The 17,567-nt window shown below is 69.1% G+C and carries 18 protein-coding genes; 15 read left to right on the top strand and 3 right to left on the bottom strand.

Going from position 1 to position 17,567, the window contains the following annotated elements:
• The first annotated feature begins 10 nt into the window (after window positions 1–10).
• From KW843_RS03640 to KW843_RS03620, 5 genes are read left to right on the top strand one after another with little or no spacing between them, the layout of a single operon-like run.
• Window positions 11–1,234 carry a fumarylacetoacetate hydrolase family protein gene (locus KW843_RS03640; RefSeq protein WP_218293715.1) on the top strand — a complete coding sequence of 408 codons (1,224 nt, stop codon included), beginning with the start codon at window positions 11–13 and terminating at the stop codon, window positions 1,232–1,234.
• A 47-nt stretch (window positions 1,235–1,281) separates the two neighbouring features.
• Window positions 1,282–1,890 carry a TRAP transporter small permease gene (locus tag KW843_RS03635; RefSeq protein WP_218293714.1) on the top strand — a complete coding sequence of 203 codons (609 nt, stop codon included), beginning with the start codon at window positions 1,282–1,284 and terminating at the stop codon, window positions 1,888–1,890.
• 48 nt (window positions 1,891–1,938) lie between these two features.
• A complete protein-coding gene (locus tag KW843_RS03630) occupies window positions 1,939–3,219 on the top strand; it encodes a TRAP transporter large permease (RefSeq protein WP_218293712.1) in 1,281 nt (426 codons plus the stop codon).
• Window positions 3,220–3,274: 55 nt separating this feature from the next.
• Window positions 3,275–4,030 carry an SDR family oxidoreductase gene (locus tag KW843_RS03625; protein ID WP_218293711.1) on the top strand — a complete coding sequence of 252 codons (756 nt, stop codon included), beginning with the start codon at window positions 3,275–3,277 and terminating at the stop codon, window positions 4,028–4,030.
• Between the two features lie 59 nt (window positions 4,031–4,089).
• Window positions 4,090–4,953 carry a fumarylacetoacetate hydrolase family protein gene (locus tag KW843_RS03620; protein ID WP_218293710.1) on the top strand — a complete coding sequence of 288 codons (864 nt, stop codon included), beginning with the start codon at window positions 4,090–4,092 and terminating at the stop codon, window positions 4,951–4,953.
• A gap of 159 nt (window positions 4,954–5,112) precedes the next feature.
• On the opposite strand, the gene KW843_RS03615 is transcribed toward KW843_RS03620, so the two are convergent.
• Together KW843_RS03615 and KW843_RS03610 are read right to left on the bottom strand one after the other, a co-directional pair.
• Window positions 5,113–5,652: an acyloxyacyl hydrolase gene (locus KW843_RS03615; RefSeq protein ID WP_218293709.1), complete on the bottom strand. Its 540-nt coding sequence runs from the start codon at window positions 5,650–5,652 to the stop codon at window positions 5,113–5,115.
• Window positions 5,653–6,035: 383 nt separating this feature from the next.
• Window positions 6,036–6,677 (bottom strand): NAD(P)-dependent oxidoreductase, encoded by a 642-nt coding sequence (locus tag KW843_RS03610; protein ID WP_218293707.1) that lies wholly within the window; start codon window positions 6,675–6,677, stop codon window positions 6,036–6,038.
• Between the two features lie 120 nt (window positions 6,678–6,797).
• Between KW843_RS03610 and KW843_RS03605 the strand changes: the two genes are divergently transcribed.
• The 7 genes from KW843_RS03605 to KW843_RS03575 all read left to right on the top strand — a co-directional run bounded on the left by KW843_RS03605 (window position 6,798) and on the right by KW843_RS03575 (window position 12,438).
• Window positions 6,798–7,700, top strand: a complete 903-nt coding sequence (locus KW843_RS03605; RefSeq protein ID WP_218293705.1) for a LysR family transcriptional regulator — start codon at window positions 6,798–6,800, stop codon at window positions 7,698–7,700.
• A 303-nt stretch (window positions 7,701–8,003) separates the two neighbouring features.
• Window positions 8,004–8,408 (top strand): hypothetical protein, encoded by a 405-nt coding sequence (locus tag KW843_RS03600; RefSeq protein WP_218293704.1) that lies wholly within the window; start codon window positions 8,004–8,006, stop codon window positions 8,406–8,408.
• A gap of 26 nt (window positions 8,409–8,434) precedes the next feature.
• Entirely contained in the window at window positions 8,435–9,301 is an 867-nt protein-coding gene (locus KW843_RS03595) for a LysR family transcriptional regulator (protein WP_218293703.1), read from the top strand.
• A 73-nt stretch (window positions 9,302–9,374) separates the two neighbouring features.
• The gene (locus KW843_RS03590; RefSeq protein WP_218293702.1) at window positions 9,375–9,680 is read left to right on the top strand and encodes an antibiotic biosynthesis monooxygenase; all 306 of its coding nucleotides are present in this window, start codon (window positions 9,375–9,377) and stop codon (window positions 9,678–9,680) included.
• Window positions 9,681–9,836: 156 nt separating this feature from the next.
• Window positions 9,837–10,796, top strand: a complete 960-nt coding sequence (locus tag KW843_RS03585) for a chemotaxis protein (protein ID WP_218293700.1) — start codon at window positions 9,837–9,839, stop codon at window positions 10,794–10,796.
• 326 nt (window positions 10,797–11,122) lie between these two features.
• Window positions 11,123–11,659 (top strand): hypothetical protein, encoded by a 537-nt coding sequence (locus tag KW843_RS03580; RefSeq protein ID WP_255594515.1) that lies wholly within the window; start codon window positions 11,123–11,125, stop codon window positions 11,657–11,659.
• A 53-nt stretch (window positions 11,660–11,712) separates the two neighbouring features.
• Complete coding sequence (locus KW843_RS03575) at window positions 11,713–12,438, top strand: DUF4124 domain-containing protein (protein WP_218294423.1); 726 nt, start codon at window positions 11,713–11,715, stop codon at window positions 12,436–12,438.
• Between the two features lie 40 nt (window positions 12,439–12,478).
• Here KW843_RS03575 and KW843_RS03570 read toward each other — a convergent pair whose 3' ends face one another.
• On the bottom strand, window positions 12,479–13,438 hold the full coding sequence (locus tag KW843_RS03570) for an SDR family oxidoreductase (protein ID WP_218293699.1): 960 nt from the start codon (window positions 13,436–13,438) through the stop codon (window positions 12,479–12,481).
• A 101-nt stretch (window positions 13,439–13,539) separates the two neighbouring features.
• Here KW843_RS03570 and KW843_RS03565 point away from each other — a divergent pair, with 101 nt between their 5' ends.
• From KW843_RS03565 to KW843_RS03555, 3 genes are all read left to right on the top strand, one after another.
• The gene (locus KW843_RS03565) at window positions 13,540–14,604 is read left to right on the top strand and encodes a CDP-6-deoxy-delta-3,4-glucoseen reductase (RefSeq protein ID WP_218293698.1); all 1,065 of its coding nucleotides are present in this window, start codon (window positions 13,540–13,542) and stop codon (window positions 14,602–14,604) included.
• A 121-nt stretch (window positions 14,605–14,725) separates the two neighbouring features.
• The gene (locus tag KW843_RS03560; RefSeq protein WP_218294422.1) at window positions 14,726–16,846 is read left to right on the top strand and encodes an ATP-binding protein; all 2,121 of its coding nucleotides are present in this window, start codon (window positions 14,726–14,728) and stop codon (window positions 16,844–16,846) included.
• Complete coding sequence (locus KW843_RS03555) at window positions 16,843–17,526, top strand: response regulator transcription factor (RefSeq protein WP_218293697.1); 684 nt, start codon at window positions 16,843–16,845, stop codon at window positions 17,524–17,526. Before KW843_RS03560 ends, KW843_RS03555 begins: the two co-directional genes overlap by 4 nt.
• Window positions 17,527–17,567: the final 41 nt, after the last annotated feature.

The following is a 17,567-nucleotide window of genomic DNA, read 5'->3' as shown; positions in this document are numbered from 1 at the left end:
AGGAACTCCCATGAGTGAAACGACAGCGGCCACAGCGGCCGGTGGGGCGGCGCGCGCCCACATTCTTCCCGACGACGGCCTGGCCGGCACCCTGGTCGGCCGCGCCTGGGTGCACGGCGCCGTGCCCGGCCCGGCGGTGGTGGCCCTGCGCACCGGTGGCGTGTTCGACCTGAGCCGGCACTACCCCACCATGAGCACGCTGCTGGACACGCCCGCGCCCGCCGAGGCAGTGGGAGCCGCCGAGGGCCAGTACCTGTGCAGCGTGGACGAACTGCTGGCCAACAGCCAAACCGGCCAGCATGGCGTGCGCGACACGTCCCGCCCCTGGCTGCTGGCCCCCTGCGACCTGCAGGTGGTCAAGGCGGCTGGCGTGACCTTCGCGGCCAGCCTGATCGAGCGCGTGATCGAAGAGCAGGCGCGCGGGGACGCGGCCCGGGCCCAGGGCCTGCGCAGCCAGGTGGTGGGACTCATCGGAGAGAGCCTGGCCGACATTCGCCCGGGCTCGGAGCAGGCCATGGCCTTGAAGGCACTGCTGCAGGACAAAGGCCTGTGGTCGCAGTACCTCGAAGTCGGCATTGGCCCCGACGCCGAGGTCTTCACCAAGGCGCCGGTGCTCGCATCGGTGGGCACGGGCGAGGAGATCGGCATCCGCGCCGATTCGGCCTGGAACAACCCCGAGCCCGAGGTGGTGCTGGCCGTCAACAGCCGTGGCGCCATCGTGGGTGCCACGCTGGGCAACGACGTGAACCTGCGCGACATCGAGGGCCGCAGCGCGCTGCTGCTGGGCAAGGCCAAGGACAACAACGCCTCGTGCGCCATCGGCCCGTTCATCCGGCTGTTCGACGCCGGCTTCGGGCTGGACCAGGTGCGCAACGAGACCGTGCACCTGCGCGTGGCGGGCACCGACGGCTTCACGCTGCGCGGCATCAACACCATGGCCAGCATCAGCCGCGACCCGGCCGACCTGGTGGCCCAGACGCTGGCCGCGCACCAGTACCCGGACGGCTTCATGCTTTTTTTGGGCACGCTGTTCGCGCCCATCGAAGACCGCGACCAGCCCGGCGGCGGCTTCACCCACAAGCTGGGCGACGTGGTCAGCATCCAGAGCGCCTGGCTGGGCGCGCTGCACAACACCGTGGCGCACAGCGAGAGCGCGCCGCCCTGGCGCTTCGGCCTGCGGGCCTTCATCGCCAACCTGGCCGCGCGCGGGCTGCTGCAGGGCGCGGCGCTCTGAACGCCTCAAAAAAACAGACCGGCCCCGCCATCCACGGAGACCTCAGCATGCTCAATACCTTCATCGACCGCTACGTCCGGGCCATCAACCTCCTCATCGCACTGGCGCTGGCCGCCATGGTGGTGCTGGTGTTCGGCAACGTGGTGCTGCGCTACGTCTTCAACTCCGGCATCGCCGTCAGCGAGGAGCTGTCGCGCTGGCTCTTCGTGTGGATCACCTTCCTGGGCGCGGTGGCGGCCATCAAGGAGAACGCGCACCTGGGCACCGACATGCTGGTGTCGCGCCTGTCGGTGCGGGGCAAGAAAGCCTGCATGGCGCTGGGCCACGTGCTGATGCTCTACATCACCTGGCTGTTCTTCGACGGCAGCTGGCAGCAGATGAAGATCAACTGGGATGTGGAGGCCCCGGTCACGGGCGCATCGATGGCCATCTTCTATGCCTCGGGCGTGGTGTTCTCGGTGTGCGCCGGCTTCCTGCTGACGCTGCAGCTGCTGCGCGTGCTGACCGGCAAGGCCAGCGAGAACGAGCTGGTGATGGTCAAGGAGTCCGAAGAACAGGCAGAGATCGAAGCCCTGCAGGCTGAACTGGCGCGCGAAGATGCGGCCGCACGAGCCCTGGGCCTGCCCCCCGAAGCAGCGCGGCGAGTGAGCAAGTAAGCACGCATGCACACACAGATGGCACATCAAAAATAACGGAGACAACACATGACCGTGCTGATTTTTCTGGGGGCCCTCATCGGCACCATGGCGCTGGGCATTCCCATCGCGTATGCACTGCTGGCCGCCGGCGTCGCGCTGATGTGGCAACTCGATCTGTTCGACGCGCAGATCCTGGCGCAGAACTTCATCAATGGCGCCGACAGCTTTCCGCTGCTGGCCGTGCCCTTCTTCATGCTGGCCGGCGAGATCATGAACGTGGGCGGGCTGTCGCAGCGCATCGTGAACTTCGCGCTGGCGCTGGTGGGGCATGTGAAGGGAGGCCTGGGCTATGTGGTGATCCTGGCCGCCTGCCTGCTGTCGTCGCTGTCGGGCTCGGCCGTGGCCGATGCGGCGGCGCTCACGGCGCTGCTGCTGCCGATGATGGTCAAGGCCGGGCACAAGAAGGAGGTGTCGGGCGGGCTGATCGCGGCCTCGGGCGTCATCGGGCCCATCATTCCGCCGAGCATCGGCTTCGTGATCTTCGGCGTGGCGGCCAACGTGTCGATCAGCAAGCTGTTCATCGCGGGCATCGTGCCGGGCATCATGATCGGCGTGGGCCTGGCGGTGACCTGGTGGTGGGTGGGCCGCAAGGAGGTGCTGGCCATGCCGGAGAAGAAGACTGCAGCCGAAGTCTGGCGCACCGCGCGTGAGTCGGTGTGGGCGCTGACCTTGCCGGTGTTCATCCTGGTGGGCCTGCGCATGGGCGTGTTCACACCGACCGAGGCCGCGGTGGTCGCGGCGGTGTATTCGCTGTTCGTGGCCAGCGTGATCTACCGCGAGCTGCCGCTGCGCGCGCTGCTGCCCATCTTCACCACCGCGGCCAAGACCACGGCGGTGGTGATGTTCCTCGTGGCGGCGGCCATGGTGTCGTCGTGGCTCATCACCGTGGCCAACCTGCCTGCACAGATGGTGGAGCTGCTCAAACCCTTCATGGGCAACCAGACGCTGCTGCTGATCGCGATCATGGTGCTGGTGATGCTGGTGGGCACGGCGATGGACATGACGCCCACCATCCTGATCCTGACCCCCGTGCTGATGCCGGTGATCAAGGCCGCGGGCATCGACCCGGTGTACTTCGGCGTGCTGTTCATCATCAACAACTCCATCGGCCTGGTCACGCCGCCGGTGGGCACCATCCTGAACGTGGTGGCCGGTGTGGGGCGCATGAAGATGGACGAGGTGACGCGCGGCGTGCTGCCCTTCATGGCGGCCGAGTTCGCGGTGATGTTCATCATGGTGATCTTCCCGCAGACGGTGCTGGCGCCGCTGCGCTGGTTCACGGGCTGACGGCGCCCACCCCTGCCCCACAGCACTCCCACCCACGCTTCACGCCCCGCATTCCATGACACACCGACTTGCAGGCAAGACCGCCTTTCTCACCGCCGCCGGCCAGGGCATCGGCCGCGCCACCGCCATTGCCTTCGCGGCCCAGGGCGCGCGGGTGATCGCCACCGACATCAATGCCGCCGCGCTGGCCACCCTGCAGCACGACACCGGCTGCGAGACCCGCGTGCTGGACGTGACCCAGGCCCAGGCCGTGCGCGATGCCGCAGCAGCCGTGGGGCCGGTGGACGTGCTGTTCAACGGCGCGGGCTTTGTACACGCGGGCAGTGTGCTCGACTGCACGGACGACGAGTGGGACTTCGCGTTCGATCTGAACGTGCGCGCGCAATTTCGCACCATCCGCGCGTTCCTGCCCGGCATGCTGGCGCGCGGCGCCGGGTCCATCATCAACGTGGCCTCGGTGGCGGGCAGCATCAAGGGCGCGCCCCGGCGGTTCGTCTACGGCACCACCAAGGCGGCGGTCGTGGGCCTGACCAAGTCGGTGGCCGCCGACTTCGTGGCCCAGGGCATCCGCTGCAATGCCATCTGCCCGGGCACAGTGATGTCGCCGTCGCTGCAGGAGCGGATCACCGCGCAGGCCGCGGCCACGGGCCAGAGCCTGGCCGCCGTCGAAGCAGGTTTCGTCGAGCGCCAGCCCATGGGCCGCCTGGGCCGGGCCGAGGAGATCGCCGCGCTGGCGGTGTACCTGGCGAGCGACGAGTCATCGTTCACCACGGGCACCGCCCAGGTCATCGACGGCGGCTGGTCCAACTGATTTCATCTACGCTCTGCGTTCCGCGCCACCCACCATCCAACCCCTCACCACTACGAACCATGAAGCTGCTTCGCCACGGCCCCAAGGGCCAGGAAAAACCTGCACTCCTGCACACCGACGGCACGGTGCGCGACCTCAGCGGCGTGCTGCCCGACATCAGCCCCGCCACCCTGTCACCCTCTGGCCTGGCCGCGCTGGCCGCCATCGATGCCGCCACCCTGCCCGTCGTGCCCCAGGGCCGCCTGGCGGTGCCGTGGACGGGCATGCGCAAGTTCATCGCCATCGGCCTGAACTACGCCGACCACGCGGCCGAAGCCGGCATGGCCATCCCCCAGGAGCCCATCGTCTTCACCAAGACGGTGGACTGCGCCGTGGGCTGCAACCACCCCGTGGTGCTGCCGCAGGGTTCGGTCAAATCCGACTGGGAGGTGGAGCTGGGCGTGGTGATCGGCACCCGCGCGCGCTATGTGAGCGAGGCGGACGCGCTGCAGCATGTGGCCGGCTACTGCACCATCAACGACATCTCCGAGCGCGAATACCAGCTCGAGCGCGGCGGCACCTGGGACAAGGGCAAGGGCTGCGACACCTTCGGCCCCATCGGCCCCTGGCTGGTGAGCGCCGACGAGGTGGGCGACCCGCAGAATCTGTCGATGTGGCTGGACGTGAACGGCGAGCGCCAGCAGACTGGCAGCACCCGCACGATGATCTTCACCGTGGCGCAGCTGGTGAGCTACCTGAGCCGCTTCATGACGCTGGAGCCCGGCGACCTGATCACCACCGGCACCCCGCCCGGCGTGGGCATGGGCAAGAAGCCCCAGGCGCAGTTCCTCAAGCCCGGCGACATGATGCGCCTGGGCATCGAGAAGCTGGGCGAGCAGGAGCAGACCGTGTTTGCGTGGGACCCGAAGCTGATCGACGGCTGACGGGACGCGCCCCGGCGCGGAGCACGCACGGCTGCCGACAGGGGCCCACGCGCCACCGCCCCGGGGCCTTGAGACGAAAACAGCCTCCTGCGCCCGCCACCCAAGCCCTGGCAGCTATGAATTGAGGAGCATCGACACCGCCTGCACCAGGGCACCGGCTCAAAATGCCAGTCCATAGCGCACCTGGACAAAATCTTCTCCGGGATTGGGCTTGCGGATGCCGCCGTTGGAGACATGGCGCACCATCAACATCAGCTCATGCTGGCGGCGCGCGCCAAAGTTGAAGCCGATCCCCTGGTGGTCGGTGAAATTGAAGCGTGTGCTGAAGGCCTTGTGCCGCATCGCGTAGTGCCCGTCCAGCACCGAAACGCCGATGCCGCCTTCCATGAACCACGCCGAACGCCCGCCATCGAAGCGCAGCCGCAGCGTGGGCACCAGGGCCAGCTGCGTCCAGTGCCTGCGATCGGACGCCGCCGAGCCCGCAGGGACGCGCCAGTGGGCGATGTGGGCGTCCCAGTGCCCCGTCAATTCGCCGCCCAGGAAGGAACGGCGCCATTCCCATGGCAGCTGCACCCCCACCGACACCAGGCCCACATCGCTCGCGGCGCGTGCGCCGTCGATGAACATGCGCCGGGGTTCGGGGGCGGTCTGCAGCGCCGCATCCTGGGCACCCGCCGCCGTGGCGAGTGCCCCCAACACTCCCAGCAGTGCCAGGGTACGCGGCCAGGGAACGGGAGAGGGAGGACGTTGCGCCCCGCCGCATGCTGCGGGGGCGGGGACGGGTGGCAAGGCGGTAGAGATCGAATGCACGAAGGTACTCCGACAGGCAGCAGTGGGGCGGGACAACACGCCCTGCTCTGGCGCCGCACCCGGGTGGGCGGCAAGGGCAGCAGCGTGGCCGGCCGGCCTGCCTGCGCTTGCAGGCGTCGCCGGCACCACCAATCTACACATCAATCCCGCCGCCTGCAGGTGCTGCGGCCCCATGCGCCTGTAGGCGAACCGGCTGAGATGCCGTCGGCCGGGATGCAGCCCCCGCCCGCACCCCCGGTGGCCCGCCGCCGCGCCGGCCGGGATGCCCAGGCTCAGTGCGCCACCGTGAACCGCTGCTGCAGGTGCCGCGGCGTTTCCAGCTCATCGGCAATGGCCACGGCCAGATCGGCCACGCTGATGCCGCCGGGCTGGTCGCCGTTCATCAGCGGGGCTTCGGTGCCCAGGCGGTACTGGCCCGTGCGTTCGCCGGGAGCCAGCAGGATGGGGGGCGAGAGGAAGGTCCAGTCCAGGGTGCTTTCGGTGCGGATCCAGTGGAGTGCCTCGCGCGCGGCCAGGGCCCCCTGCTTCCATTCCGCCGGGAACTGGGGCGTGTCCACCAGTTGCACGCCGGGCGCCACGAACAGGCTGCCGGCGCCGCCCACCACGAGCAGGCGCCGCACACCCGCCTGCTTGGTGCCGTCGATGATGGCGCGGGTGCCCTTGAGGAACTGGTCGTGGATGTCTGGCACGGTCCAGCCGGGGTTGTAGGCGCTCACCACCGCATCGTGGCCGGCGGCGGCCTTGGCGACCTGGGCGGCATCCTGCGCGTCGGCGGCGACGACGGTCAGGCCTTCACGCGCGGCCAGCTTGCCGGGGTTGCGGGCCAGCACGGTCACGCGGTGGCCGCGCTGCAGCAGTTCATCGAGCACGGCCGAGCCGACGAAGCCGGTGGCACCAATCAGGGCGATGTTCATGGGGAGTTCCTCGGTTCAAAGTTGCGATAGGGTGAGAATATGGGCTTGTCAAAGACCGCACTAGAGGGCTAAAAATGCCTTCACTTTGAAGACCAGCTTCACGATCAAGCAAATTCACCGATGGAAGACCTCAAACGCATGGCCGTGTTCGCCGCCGTGGTGCAGCACGGTTCGATGAGTGGCGCGGCCCGCGCCCTGGGCATGAGCACCTCGGCCGTGAGCCAGCAGGTGCGCAGGCTGGAGAGCGACGGCGGCGTGACGCTGCTGCACCGCTCCACCCGCAAGCTGGCCCTCACCGAGGCGGGCCAGCGCTACCACGCGCGCTGCGCCGCCATGTGGGCCGCGGCCGAGCAGGCACGCGCCGAGCTGGCGGCGTCGCGCGATGCGCCCAGCGGCGAGCTGCGCCTTTCGGCCACCGTGGGCTTTGCACGGCACATCGCGCCCGCGCTGGGTGAGCTGCTGGCCGCCCACCCTGCCTTGCGCCTGAGGCTGCTGGTGGACGATTCGCCCATCGACCTGATCAACGCCCGCATCGACCTGGCGGTGCGCTACGGGCGGCTGGCCGACTCCAGCTGGGCTGCCCGGCGCCTGGGCGGGATGCGGTGGTACCTGTGCGCCTCGCCCGGGTGGGTGGCCAACCATGGCGTGCCGCAGGACCCCGACGCCCTGCTGTCGCACAGCTGGCTGGGCTTTGCGCGCGAGAGCGGCGGCCTGCTGATCGATCTGCGCAGCCCCACGGGCGAACCGCGCGCGCTGCGGGTGGAGCCGCGCATCGCCAGCAACAACCAGTTGTCGATCCAGCAGATGTGCGAGGCCGGCCTGGGCCTTGCGCTCGTGGGCAGCATGGACGCACACGAGGCCTTGCAGACCGGGCAGCTGGTGCGGCTGCTGCCCGACTGGTCCTTCGGCACGCTCGACATCTGGGCCGTCACGCCCCAGCGCGACGCACAGCCCGCCAAGGTGCGCCAGGCCATCGCGGCGCTGCACGGCTATCTGAGCCAGGTGCCGGGCGTCACGGATTGAGGGGCGGCCCTCGGGGCCGCCTTCGGACCCGTTCCCTGTCCTGTGGCGTGGGAGAAGGAAAAAAGAAAAAAAGAAAAAGAAGACGCGGCGGCCTGGCCGCGCTGGTTTCACCGGCCCTGGACCGCGCGCAGCACGATGGCGGATGGCAGTGGCGTGAACGCAGCGCCCGGCATCCTTCCATCCATCATTTTTTTATCGCATCGCTCCACAAATTCCATCGTTGTGCGTGCCGCGCGGGCTGCCTACAGTCGCCTTCCGGTACCTGCTTCCACGACCTTTCTTCAACCCGACCGGAGAACGCACATGACGACCAACTCCACCACCCACTTCCCCATCGACCGCGTACTGGCCGCGTTTGAAAAGGGTGACGTGCCCACATTGCTGGACAGCATCGCGGACGACGTGGATTTCCGCATCGACCACTACCGCGACGAGGCGGACACCAGCTGGCAGGTCGCCCGCCACAAGGCCGACGTGCTGGCCGTGGTGCAGCGCCTGGGCACCGAGGTCTTTCCGCAGGGCACGAAGATCGTGCAGACCCACAGCCAGCCCCTGGGCGACGACTGGGTGATCACGAAATTCCACCAGCGCTTCTTTTATGCGGTACAACAGCGCGAAGTGGAATCGCTGACCTGGATCGTGAGCCACTCGCGCAACGGCCAGCTCGACTACTTCCGCGAAACCGTCACCACCATCACCCCGACCTGACCGCGGCCCTCCGTGGCCCCCGCACCATGCTGTTTGACCTGCGCGCCCTGGGCTACTTCGTGGCGGCCTATGAAGAACGCTCCGTGACCACGGCCGCGCGCCGCTGCTTCGTGGCGCAGCCCTCGATCAGCATGGCCATCAAGGGGCTGGAGGATGCGCTCGACACCGTGCTCTTCGAGCGCAGCCGCCAGGGCCTGGCGCCCACGCCCGCCGCCCACCGCCTGTACCCGCGCGCCTGCAGCCTGCTGGCGCAGTCGAGCGCCATGGTGCGCGACTTCCGCGATGCGCCGCGCGAAACGCTGGGCGTGTTCCTGCAGGACGACCTGATGGTGGGCCCGGCCGCGCCGCTGTTCGCGCAGATTGGCGAGCTCATGCCCAACGCCCTGGTGCGGCTCACGGCCAGCGCGCAGGAGGCGCGCCTGCGCCTGGTGGCCGAGCATTGCAAGCCGTCTGGCGACACCTTCATGTCCTTGTGGCGCGAGCCCTATGTGATGCTCCTGCCCGAACAGCACCCGCTGCGTTTCAAGAAGAAATTCGGCCTGGCCGACCTGCAGGGCGTTCCGCTCATCGAATGGCCGTACTGCCCCTTGCACCAGTCGTTCATCCGCCTGCTGGCCGAGCGCGGGATCGCGCTGGAGGTGCAGGCCAGCGCCGCGCGCGAAGAGCTGTTGCTGCACATGGTGGACAGCGGCCTGGGCGTGGCCGTGGTGCCGCAGTCCTACGCGGCCCACGCACGCCATTCGGTCGTGCGGCCCCTGGACGGTCCGCTGGCTTTCTCGCGCCATCTGGGCCTGGCCTGCGACGCATCGGACGCGCCCCTGCTCGCGCTGCTGGGCCGCCTCGCCTCCAGCCTCAAGACGCCACCGGACCTTTCCCGCAGCAGCGCGGCCTGAGGTGGGGCCCGCCGCTGGCACAGCAGGCAAGGTGCGGTACAAAGGGGGTTGTCCCCAGCCCACACCTGCCGCCATGGTCCTTGAAATCGCCCACCTCACCGTCCGCGCCGGCCAGAATGCCGCGTTCGAGCAAGCCTTTGCCCAGGCGCAGCGGATCATCGCCTCGATGCCCGGCTACCTGTCGCACGAACTGGTCCATTGCGTGGAACGCCCGCAGGACTACGCATTGCTGGTGCGCTGGGCCACGCTCGAGGACCACGAAATCGGCTTTCGCCAGTCGGCGCCCTACCAGGAATGGAAACGGCTGCTGCACCATTTCTACGACCCGTTCCCCACGGTGGTGCATTTCACCCCGGTGGCGCTGCCGCCCTCGGCATGACCCGCGCCGCCACCGCGCGTGACGGCGTTGCGACGCCTGGTTGCTGCAGCGCACTATTCGGGTATTGCCTGAACATTTAGCGCACTGCACATGCCGTTCTGATCCTAGAATTTGTAAACGCGCGTTTCTTCTTCTTTTCTGCGCGAAGGACCCATCATGAAAGCAGTGCAGCAGGACATCGACGAGCGGACCAACCTCACCAGCACCAACAAGTTCGAGCTGCTGCTGTTTCGTCTGGGCACCGACAGTGCCCTGGGCAAATCCGAACTGTTCGGCATCAACGTGTTCAAGATCCGCGAGATCGTGGCCATGCCCAGCATCACGCCGATCGCGGGCACCACGCCGCATTCGCTGGGGGTCGTGAACCTGCGCGGCCAGGTGATTCCGGTGCTGGACCTGCCTTCCATCGTGGGCTGCAAGCCCCAGACGGGACTGAACATCATGCTGGTGACCGAATACGCGCGCACCACGCAGGCTTTTGCGGTGGAGTCGGTGGAAGACATCGTGCGGCTGGACTGGAAGCAGGTGCTTTCCGCCGAAACCAGCGGCGCCGCCGGCAAGCTGGTGACCAGCATTGCCCGCCTGGATGGCAACACCGACGAATCCCGCCTGGCCCAGGTGCTGGACGTGGAAGCCATCCTCCAGATGGTGTCGCCTTCGGACGGCCACGAGGTCACCGAAGAGAAGGTCGGCGCCAAGCTCAAGCTCAAGCCCGGCACCATCATCCTGGCGGCCGACGATTCGTTCGTGGCGCGCTCGCTCATCGAGCAGGAACTCAAGGTGCTGCATGCGCCCTATGAAATGGTGAAATCCGGCAAGGAAGCCTGGGACCGGCTCAACGCCATCGCCAGGAGCGCCGAAGCCGAGGGCAAGAGCGTGCTGGACCGCGTGGCCATGGTGCTGACCGACCTCGAAATGCCGGAAATGGACGGTTTCACCCTCACGCGCAACATCAAGCAGGATGCGCGCTTCCACGGGCTGCCGGTGGTCATCCACTCCTCGCTGTCCGGCTCGGCCAACGAAGACCACGTGCGCAGCGTCGGCGCCGACGGCTATGTCGCCAAGTTCGTGGCGGAAGATCTGGCGGAAACCATCCGCCGGGTGCTGCCCAAATAAACGGGAAGCAGGCCAGCTTCCCGCGCGTCCTTCGCCACGGCGTACGCGCCGCGCATCAAAAGGGCGGCTCGCGCATTGCCAGCCACGCGCTTTCGCTATCAATTTTGATTTCAGAAGCCGGTGCGCCAAGGCACCAGCCCGGCACGGCATGGGATTTCGTCCTACCCGTTGCATCGGCATGCAGGTCAACCAAATGGGCCCCCCGGGCGCTACAGTGGGAGGCATTGAAAACGCCACTCCGAAACTTGTAACACCCCGCCGGGGTGCTTTTCGGGGGCTTTACGTACAGCGCGGAACGCCCACGCCCTGTAGGGGGTCTGAACAGCATGACATACACACTCGCCCGCATCATTTCTGCCACGGTCCTGGGCGCCGTGGTGACGGGTTGCGCCACCGTGCCGGGCGACCCCTATTACGAACCGACGCCGTACAGGGTCTACGAGCAGCCGGGGTACATCTACAACACCCCGTCGGTGTACTCCAGCCCGCCCCCCGTCTACCCTGCGTATTCGGCCCCGCCCTCCGTCATCTACTACGGCGGCCGTGATCGCGACGACCGCTGGGAACGCGACCGCAACCGCAACGACTGGCGCGAGCGCGAGCGTGACAGAGAACGGGCCGAGCGCGACCGCGTAGCCCGGGAGCGTGAACGCGACCGCCGCGACCAGCAGGCGCGCGAGGCCGATCGCCGCAACCGGGACCGGGAGCAAGCCTTGCGAGACCAAGCGGAACGCGACCGCCGCGCCGCGGAAGACCGCCGCAACCGCGAAGCCCGCCCTGGCCGCATGGCGCCAGACAGCTATACGCCGCACCCGCTCGACTGGCGTTCACGCCAGCAGTCGAACAGCCCCGAGAAACCCTGACCGCGGTGCCGTCCCGCGCCGTCGTTCCCCCTGCCTGGCAGCCGACCGTGACGATCCGCCCCTGCCTCTTCATTCTCTGCCTGGGTGCCGCCGTGCTTGCCACGGGCGCCAGCGCCCAGGTGGTTCGCTGCACCGATGCCCGCACGGGACAGGTGACCTATACCGATGGCGCATGCACCGGTGGCGCCACCGCGCGCGAGGTCGAAGCGCGGAAAACCCCCGAGGAGATCCAGCAGGAACGGGAGCTGGCAGCGCAAGCGCTGGAGCGCAAGCAGCAGCGGCTGCAGGCAGAGGCCACCGCGGCGGAAACCGATGCCCGCCGCAACGCCGAACGCGACCGTGCCCGCGCCGCACAGGCCGCGGCGGCCACGCCCCAGCCCCAGGACTACGCCCGATCCCCCGAATGCGCGCGTTCGCGGCGCAACCTGGATATGGTGGCTGCGGGCCTGGCCCGCTCGACCTATGAACAGGAGTTGCGCCTGGAGGCCGCGCAGCGGCAAGTGGACCTGGACTGCCTGGGTCCACAAGGGTATGCGGAAGTCGAAAAAGCGCGTGCCCACCAGCCCCGGGTGGTGGTCGTGCCGCCATCTCGGCATCGTCCCCTTTTTCCTGACCCCTTCCCGCAGACAGGCACACCGCAACCTCCACCTCGCCTGACGCAATGCGGTGACTTTCGCTGCACCGACAACCAGGGCAATACCTATCCCCGCGCCGGTCCCGGGCGGTTCCCCGGTCCCGGCGGTGTGTGCCGCTCCAACGGAGGCCAGGCGCCCTGCTGAACCCGGCGGACGGGCAAAGGCCCCGGCGAACGCGCTCGCCCTAAGGCGACGGGCGCGCCGCCCGCAACCCCTCGGCCACGGTCGGGTAGCGCAGCTTCACACCCAGCTCCCGCAGCATGCGCTGGTTGTCCAGCCGCCGCGATTCGCTCATGAAGCTCAGCAGCATCAGCGACAGCTGCTCATGCGCGGCACTGCGGCGCACGCGCGGGGGACGCGGCAGGCCGTACAGGTCGGCCGCCAGGTCGAAGTAGTCGCCCATCCTCAGTTCCGTGGCATCGCTCACGTTGTAGACGCGTTGCGGCCGCGCCCGCCACAGCGCGGCCAGGCAGATGCGCGCCAGGTCGTCGGCGTGGATGTGGTTGGTGAACACATCGTCCTCGCGCTCCAGCACCGGCGTGCCTCGGCGCAGGCGCGCTTCGGGCGTGCCACCGTCCCGGTCGGGGGCGTAGATGCCCGGAATGCGAAGCACGGTGGCCCGCACCCCCCCGCGGCCCAGGTGCCGCACCGCCCGCTCGGCATTCACGCGCCGCTGCGCGCGCGGCGTGGCGGGGGCCACGGGCCGTGTCTCGGACACCATCGCCCCCTGGCAGTCGCCATACACGCCGCTCGTGGAGGCGTAGACGAGGGAGGCGGGCAGGCTGCGCAGGCGCAGCGCGCGCGCCAGGGCCACCGTGCGCGGATCGCGCCACCAGCCATCCCCTCCGGCGCCTTCGCCGGGTGGCGGGGCCAGGTGCAGCACGCGCGTGGCCAGGCCCGACAGGCGGCGCAGCGTGGCCACATCGTCCAGGTTTCCGCACAGGGGGCGGATGCCCAGGGCGCGCAGCGCCGGCTTGCGCTCGGGGCTGGAGGTGAGCGCCAGCACCTGGACGCGCCCGGCGCCCGGGCCGCCCTGGAGCTGGCGCGCCACGCGCTGGCCCACGTCACCACACCCCACGATCAGCAGGCGTTCGCGGCGAAAGCGCGCCGGCAGGGCGCCAAGGGGGTTTTGGTTTGAAGGCAAAATCGGGTCCGTTTGTAAAGAACCAGCCGGCATCTCCTGGCAGGGGCCCACGGCGGCACCAACCGGTTCTTGAAGATCTACGTCCCGAGGATACCCACAAGATGACCAGCGCCGAGGCTGTGAGCACCGCAGCATTCCAGATCACCGTGCAGCCCAGCGGCCGCGCTTTCCAGGCCAACGCTGGCGAGGCCATCCTGGCCGCCGCCATCCGCAGCGGCGTCGGCCTGCCCTATGGCTGCAAGGACGGCGCCTGCGGTTCGTGCAAGTGCAGGAAGCTCAGCGGCACCGTGCACCATGGCGAGCACCAGTCCAAGGCGCTCACGGCCGACGAAGAGGCCGCCGGCCTCGTGCTGACCTGCTGCGCCCAGCCCCTGACGGACGTGGTGCTCGAATCGCGCCAGGTCACCGATGAAAGCGCCTACCCCGTCAAGAAGATGCCCGTGCGGGTGGCCACCCTCGAAAAGAAATCGCACGACGTGATGCGGGTGCGACTGCAGCTGCCGGCGGCGGACACCTTCCGGTACCACGCGGGCCAGTACATCGAATTCATCCTGCGCGACGGAGCACGCCGGGCGTATTCGATGGCCAATGCACCTCACACGCAGGCCGACGCACCCGGCGTGGAGCTGCACATCCGCCACATGGCGGGCGGCAAGTTCACCGACCACGTGTTCGGCGCGATGAAGGAAAAGGAGATCCTGCGCGTGGAAGGCCCGTTCGGCAGTTTCTTCCTGCGCGAGGACTCGGACAAGCCCATCGTGCTGCTGGCCTCGGGCACGGGCTTTGCCCCCATCAAGGCGCTCATCGAGCACATGCAGTTCAAGGCCATCACGCGCCCCACGGTGCTCTACTGGGGCGGCCGCCGGCCCGGCGACCTGTACATGCACGACTGGGTGCTGGCCCGGGCGGCCGACATGCCCCACCTGACCTACGTGCCCGTCGTCTCCGACGCCTTGCCGGAGGACGGCTGGACAGGCCGCACCGGGTTTGTGCACCAGGCCGTGATGGACGACCACGCCGATCTGTCGGGCCACCAGGTGTACGCCTGCGGCGCCCCCATCGTGGTCGATTCCGCCCGCGTGGCCTACAGCGCGCAGCGGGGCCTGCCAGCGGAAGAGTTCTATGCGGACTCCTTCACCTCCGAGGCGGACAAGCACGGCGGATGAGCGGGAAGGTGTGGGTTTGCCGCCCGCGCCACCACCGGCCACAGCCACACCCGTGACAGCACCGTTGCCTCCCCCCAGGCCCCTGGGACGCCTGCGCGATGGGCTGCGCGGAGCCGGCCCCATGGCCGCCGTGTTCGGCCTGGCCGTGCTGCTGATCCTGGGCGCGGGCGAATGGGCCACCCGCAACGAGCTGGAAACCCAATGGGACAACCTGCGCCGCTCCAGCGAGGTCCAGGCCCTGGCCCTGCGCGGCGTGGCCACGCGCTACAGCTACCTGCCCTTCACGGCGGCGCAGCAACCCCTGGTCGCGGACCTGCTGCGCCATCCCGCATCGCAGAGCGTGCGGGAGGCGGCCAACGCGTACCTCCAGGCCGTCAATGCGCACGCCGGCTCCGACACGCTGTACCTCATGGACGACAAGGGCCTCACGCTGGCCTCCAGCAACTGGGACACGCCCAGCAGCTTCGTCGACCAGAACTACAGCAACCGTCCCTACTTCCGCGACGCACTGCACGGGCAGGCGGGGCGCTTCTACGGCGTGGGCAAGACCACGGGCGAGCCCGGGCTGTTCGCCTCGGCCCCCGTGCAGCGCGATGGCAAGGTGATCGGCGTGGTGGCCGTGAAGGTGCGCATGCAGCCCATCGTGGACACCTGGGCGCAACTGCTCGACCCGGTGTTCGTCACGGATGAGCGCGGCATTCTGTTTCTGGGCTCCGTGTCGTCCTGGCTCTACAAGACCAGCAAGCCCCTGCCCGCCGAGGCCGTGCGGCAGGTGCAACACGATGAGCAGTACGGCGCGCAATGGCAGCCCGCGCCGGTGCCCTGGAAGCTCCTGCAGCGCCCGGACCAGCCGGGTGCCGAGCTTCGGCTGCCCGGCAGCGGCAAGCACTATCTCGCCTTCGCGGAACACCTGCCCGACCTGGGCTGGACCCTCACCCTCACGGCCGACAGCAAGGTGGTGGCCCTGGCGCGCCAGCAGGCCTGGGCGCTGGCCAGCCTCGCGTCGGGCCTGCTGGTGCTGGGCGCGCTCTACTGGCAGCTGCGCGAGCGGCGCCTGCAGGAGAACCGCCAGGCCCGCATCGAACTCGAACAGCGCGTGCACGAGCGCACCCACGCGCTGCAGCAGGCGCAGGCCTTTCGCCAGTCCATGGAAGACTCCCTGCTCGTCGGCATGCGTGCGCGCGACCTGCAGGGCCGCATCGTGTACGTGAACGCCGCCATGTGCGACATGGTGGGCTACGCCGCCTCCGAACTCATCGGCTGCTTGCCCCCCTACCCCTACTGGCATCCCGACGACCTCGACCGCCACTGGAACGACAGCGACACCTCGCTGGCGGGCAAGGCCACGCCCCAGGGCAACGAGAACCGGCTGCGGCACCGCAACGGCTCGGACGTCTACACCATGTTCTACACGGCGCGGCTCATCGACGGTGATGGCCGGCACATCGGCTGGATGAGCTCGGTGGTGGACATCACTGCCCAGAAGCGCGCCGAGGAACAGCAGCAGCAGCGCGAGGCGCAACTGCAGCGCGTGCAGCGCGTGATCACCGTGGGCGAGATGGCCTCCACCCTCGCGCACGAGCTCAACCAGCCGCTGGCGGCCCTGGTCAACTACGCGGCCGCGGCGCGCGCACTCGCCGCGCAGGGCCGGACCGAACTGCTCAACGAAAGCCTCGCCGCGCTGTCCACTCAGGCGCTGCGCGCGGCCGACATCGTGGGGCGCATCCGCCGCTGGGTGCGCCAGCATCCCGAGGCCCGCGAACCCTGCGACCTCAATGCCGCCGTGGACCAGTCCCTGGGCCTGCTGCTGCGCGCCGAGGCACGGCGGCATGGGGTGGCGGTGCGCCTGGACCTCGCGCCCGAACCGCTGCGGGTGCGCGCCGACCGCGTGCTCCTGGAGCAGGTGGTCCTGAACCTCGGCCTCAACGCGCTGCAGGCCATGCAGGTGCACGCCACGCCCCCGATGGACCACGAACTGCTGCTGCGCACCCGGGCCGATGCCGGGCACGCCTGCCTCGAAGTGCAGGACCGGGGCCCTGGCCTGCCCCCCGAGATCGCCGAGCGCCTGTTCGAGCCGTTCTTCACCACGCGCTCCGACGGCCTGGGGCTGGGCCTGAACATCTGCCGCTCCATCGTAGAGAGCATGGGCGGCGAACTGCTGGCGCGCAACCGCGAGGGCGGCGGCGCGGTCTTCGAGATCCGGCTTCCCCTGCACGCAACGCCGCCCGTGGCCTCCCCATGACCGATCACCCCACCGCCCCCGGCCCCACCCTTGCCCCGCTGCGCGTCTACATCGTGGACGACGACGAAGGCGTGCGCCATTCCCTCGCCGCGCTGCTGCTGGCCGGCGGCCACGCGGCCCAGTCGTTCGCGAGCGGGCCGGATTTCCTGGCCGGTGCCGACCTGGCCCGGCCCGGCTGCGTGCTGCTCGACCTGCGCATGGACGGCATGAGCGGCCTGCAGGTCTTCGAGGCCATGCGCCAGCGGGGCACGGTGCTCAAGACCGTGTTCCTCTCCGCCCACGGCGAGCTGGCCTCGGCCGTGGCGGCCGTCAAGCAAGGCGCGGTGGACTGGCTGGAAAAACCCTGCGACGAGCCCACCCTGCTGGCCGCCGTGCACCGCGCGGCCACCCTGTCGCACGGCGTGGCCGCGCGCGCGCAGCGGCACGCCCTGCTGCGGGAGCGCTGGAACGCGCTGAGCCCGCGCCAGCAGGAGGTGGCGCGCCTGCTGGCCACCGGCATCAGCAGCAAGGAAGCGGCCCGTGCGCTGGCCCAGCGCGACCCCGGGCGCCCCATCGACCCGCGCACCGTGGACACGCACCGCTCGGCCATCTTCCTGAAACTGGACATCCGCTCGTCGCACGAGCTGGGCATGCTGGTGGAGGACCTGGGCCTTTCGGAAAACCCCTCCCGCACGCCCTGAACACCCCGCTTCAAGGTTTTCGTAAGCCTTCTTACGATTTT

This window comes from Acidovorax sp. sif1233 (genome assembly GCF_019218755.1).
Classification (GTDB): domain Bacteria; phylum Pseudomonadota; class Gammaproteobacteria; order Burkholderiales; family Burkholderiaceae_C; genus Acidovorax.
The sequence above is the reverse complement of the archived record's forward strand: the minus strand, read 5'-3'. Positions and strand labels throughout refer to the sequence as shown.

Coding starts and splice junctions, on each gene's coding strand:
- KW843_RS03640 (WP_218293715.1), top strand. CDS start 11: ATGAGTGAAACGACAGCGGCCACAGCGGCCGGTGGGGCGGCGCGCGCC.
- KW843_RS03635 (WP_218293714.1), top strand. CDS start 1,282: ATGCTCAATACCTTCATCGACCGCTACGTCCGGGCCATCAACCTCCTC.
- KW843_RS03630 (WP_218293712.1), top strand. CDS start 1,939: ATGACCGTGCTGATTTTTCTGGGGGCCCTCATCGGCACCATGGCGCTG.
- KW843_RS03625 (WP_218293711.1), top strand. CDS start 3,275: ATGACACACCGACTTGCAGGCAAGACCGCCTTTCTCACCGCCGCCGGC.
- KW843_RS03620 (WP_218293710.1), top strand. CDS start 4,090: ATGAAGCTGCTTCGCCACGGCCCCAAGGGCCAGGAAAAACCTGCACTC.
- KW843_RS03610 (WP_218293707.1), bottom strand. CDS start 6,677: ATGAACATCGCCCTGATTGGTGCCACCGGCTTCGTCGGCTCGGCCGTG.
- KW843_RS03605 (WP_218293705.1), top strand. CDS start 6,798: ATGGAAGACCTCAAACGCATGGCCGTGTTCGCCGCCGTGGTGCAGCAC.
- KW843_RS03600 (WP_218293704.1), top strand. CDS start 8,004: ATGACGACCAACTCCACCACCCACTTCCCCATCGACCGCGTACTGGCC.
- KW843_RS03595 (WP_218293703.1), top strand. CDS start 8,435: ATGCTGTTTGACCTGCGCGCCCTGGGCTACTTCGTGGCGGCCTATGAA.
- KW843_RS03590 (WP_218293702.1), top strand. CDS start 9,375: ATGGTCCTTGAAATCGCCCACCTCACCGTCCGCGCCGGCCAGAATGCC.
- KW843_RS03585 (WP_218293700.1), top strand. CDS start 9,837: ATGAAAGCAGTGCAGCAGGACATCGACGAGCGGACCAACCTCACCAGC.
- KW843_RS03580 (WP_255594515.1), top strand. CDS start 11,123: ATGACATACACACTCGCCCGCATCATTTCTGCCACGGTCCTGGGCGCC.
- KW843_RS03565 (WP_218293698.1), top strand. CDS start 13,540: ATGACCAGCGCCGAGGCTGTGAGCACCGCAGCATTCCAGATCACCGTG.
- KW843_RS03560 (WP_218294422.1), top strand. CDS start 14,726: ATGGCCGCCGTGTTCGGCCTGGCCGTGCTGCTGATCCTGGGCGCGGGC.
- KW843_RS03555 (WP_218293697.1), top strand. CDS start 16,843: ATGACCGATCACCCCACCGCCCCCGGCCCCACCCTTGCCCCGCTGCGC.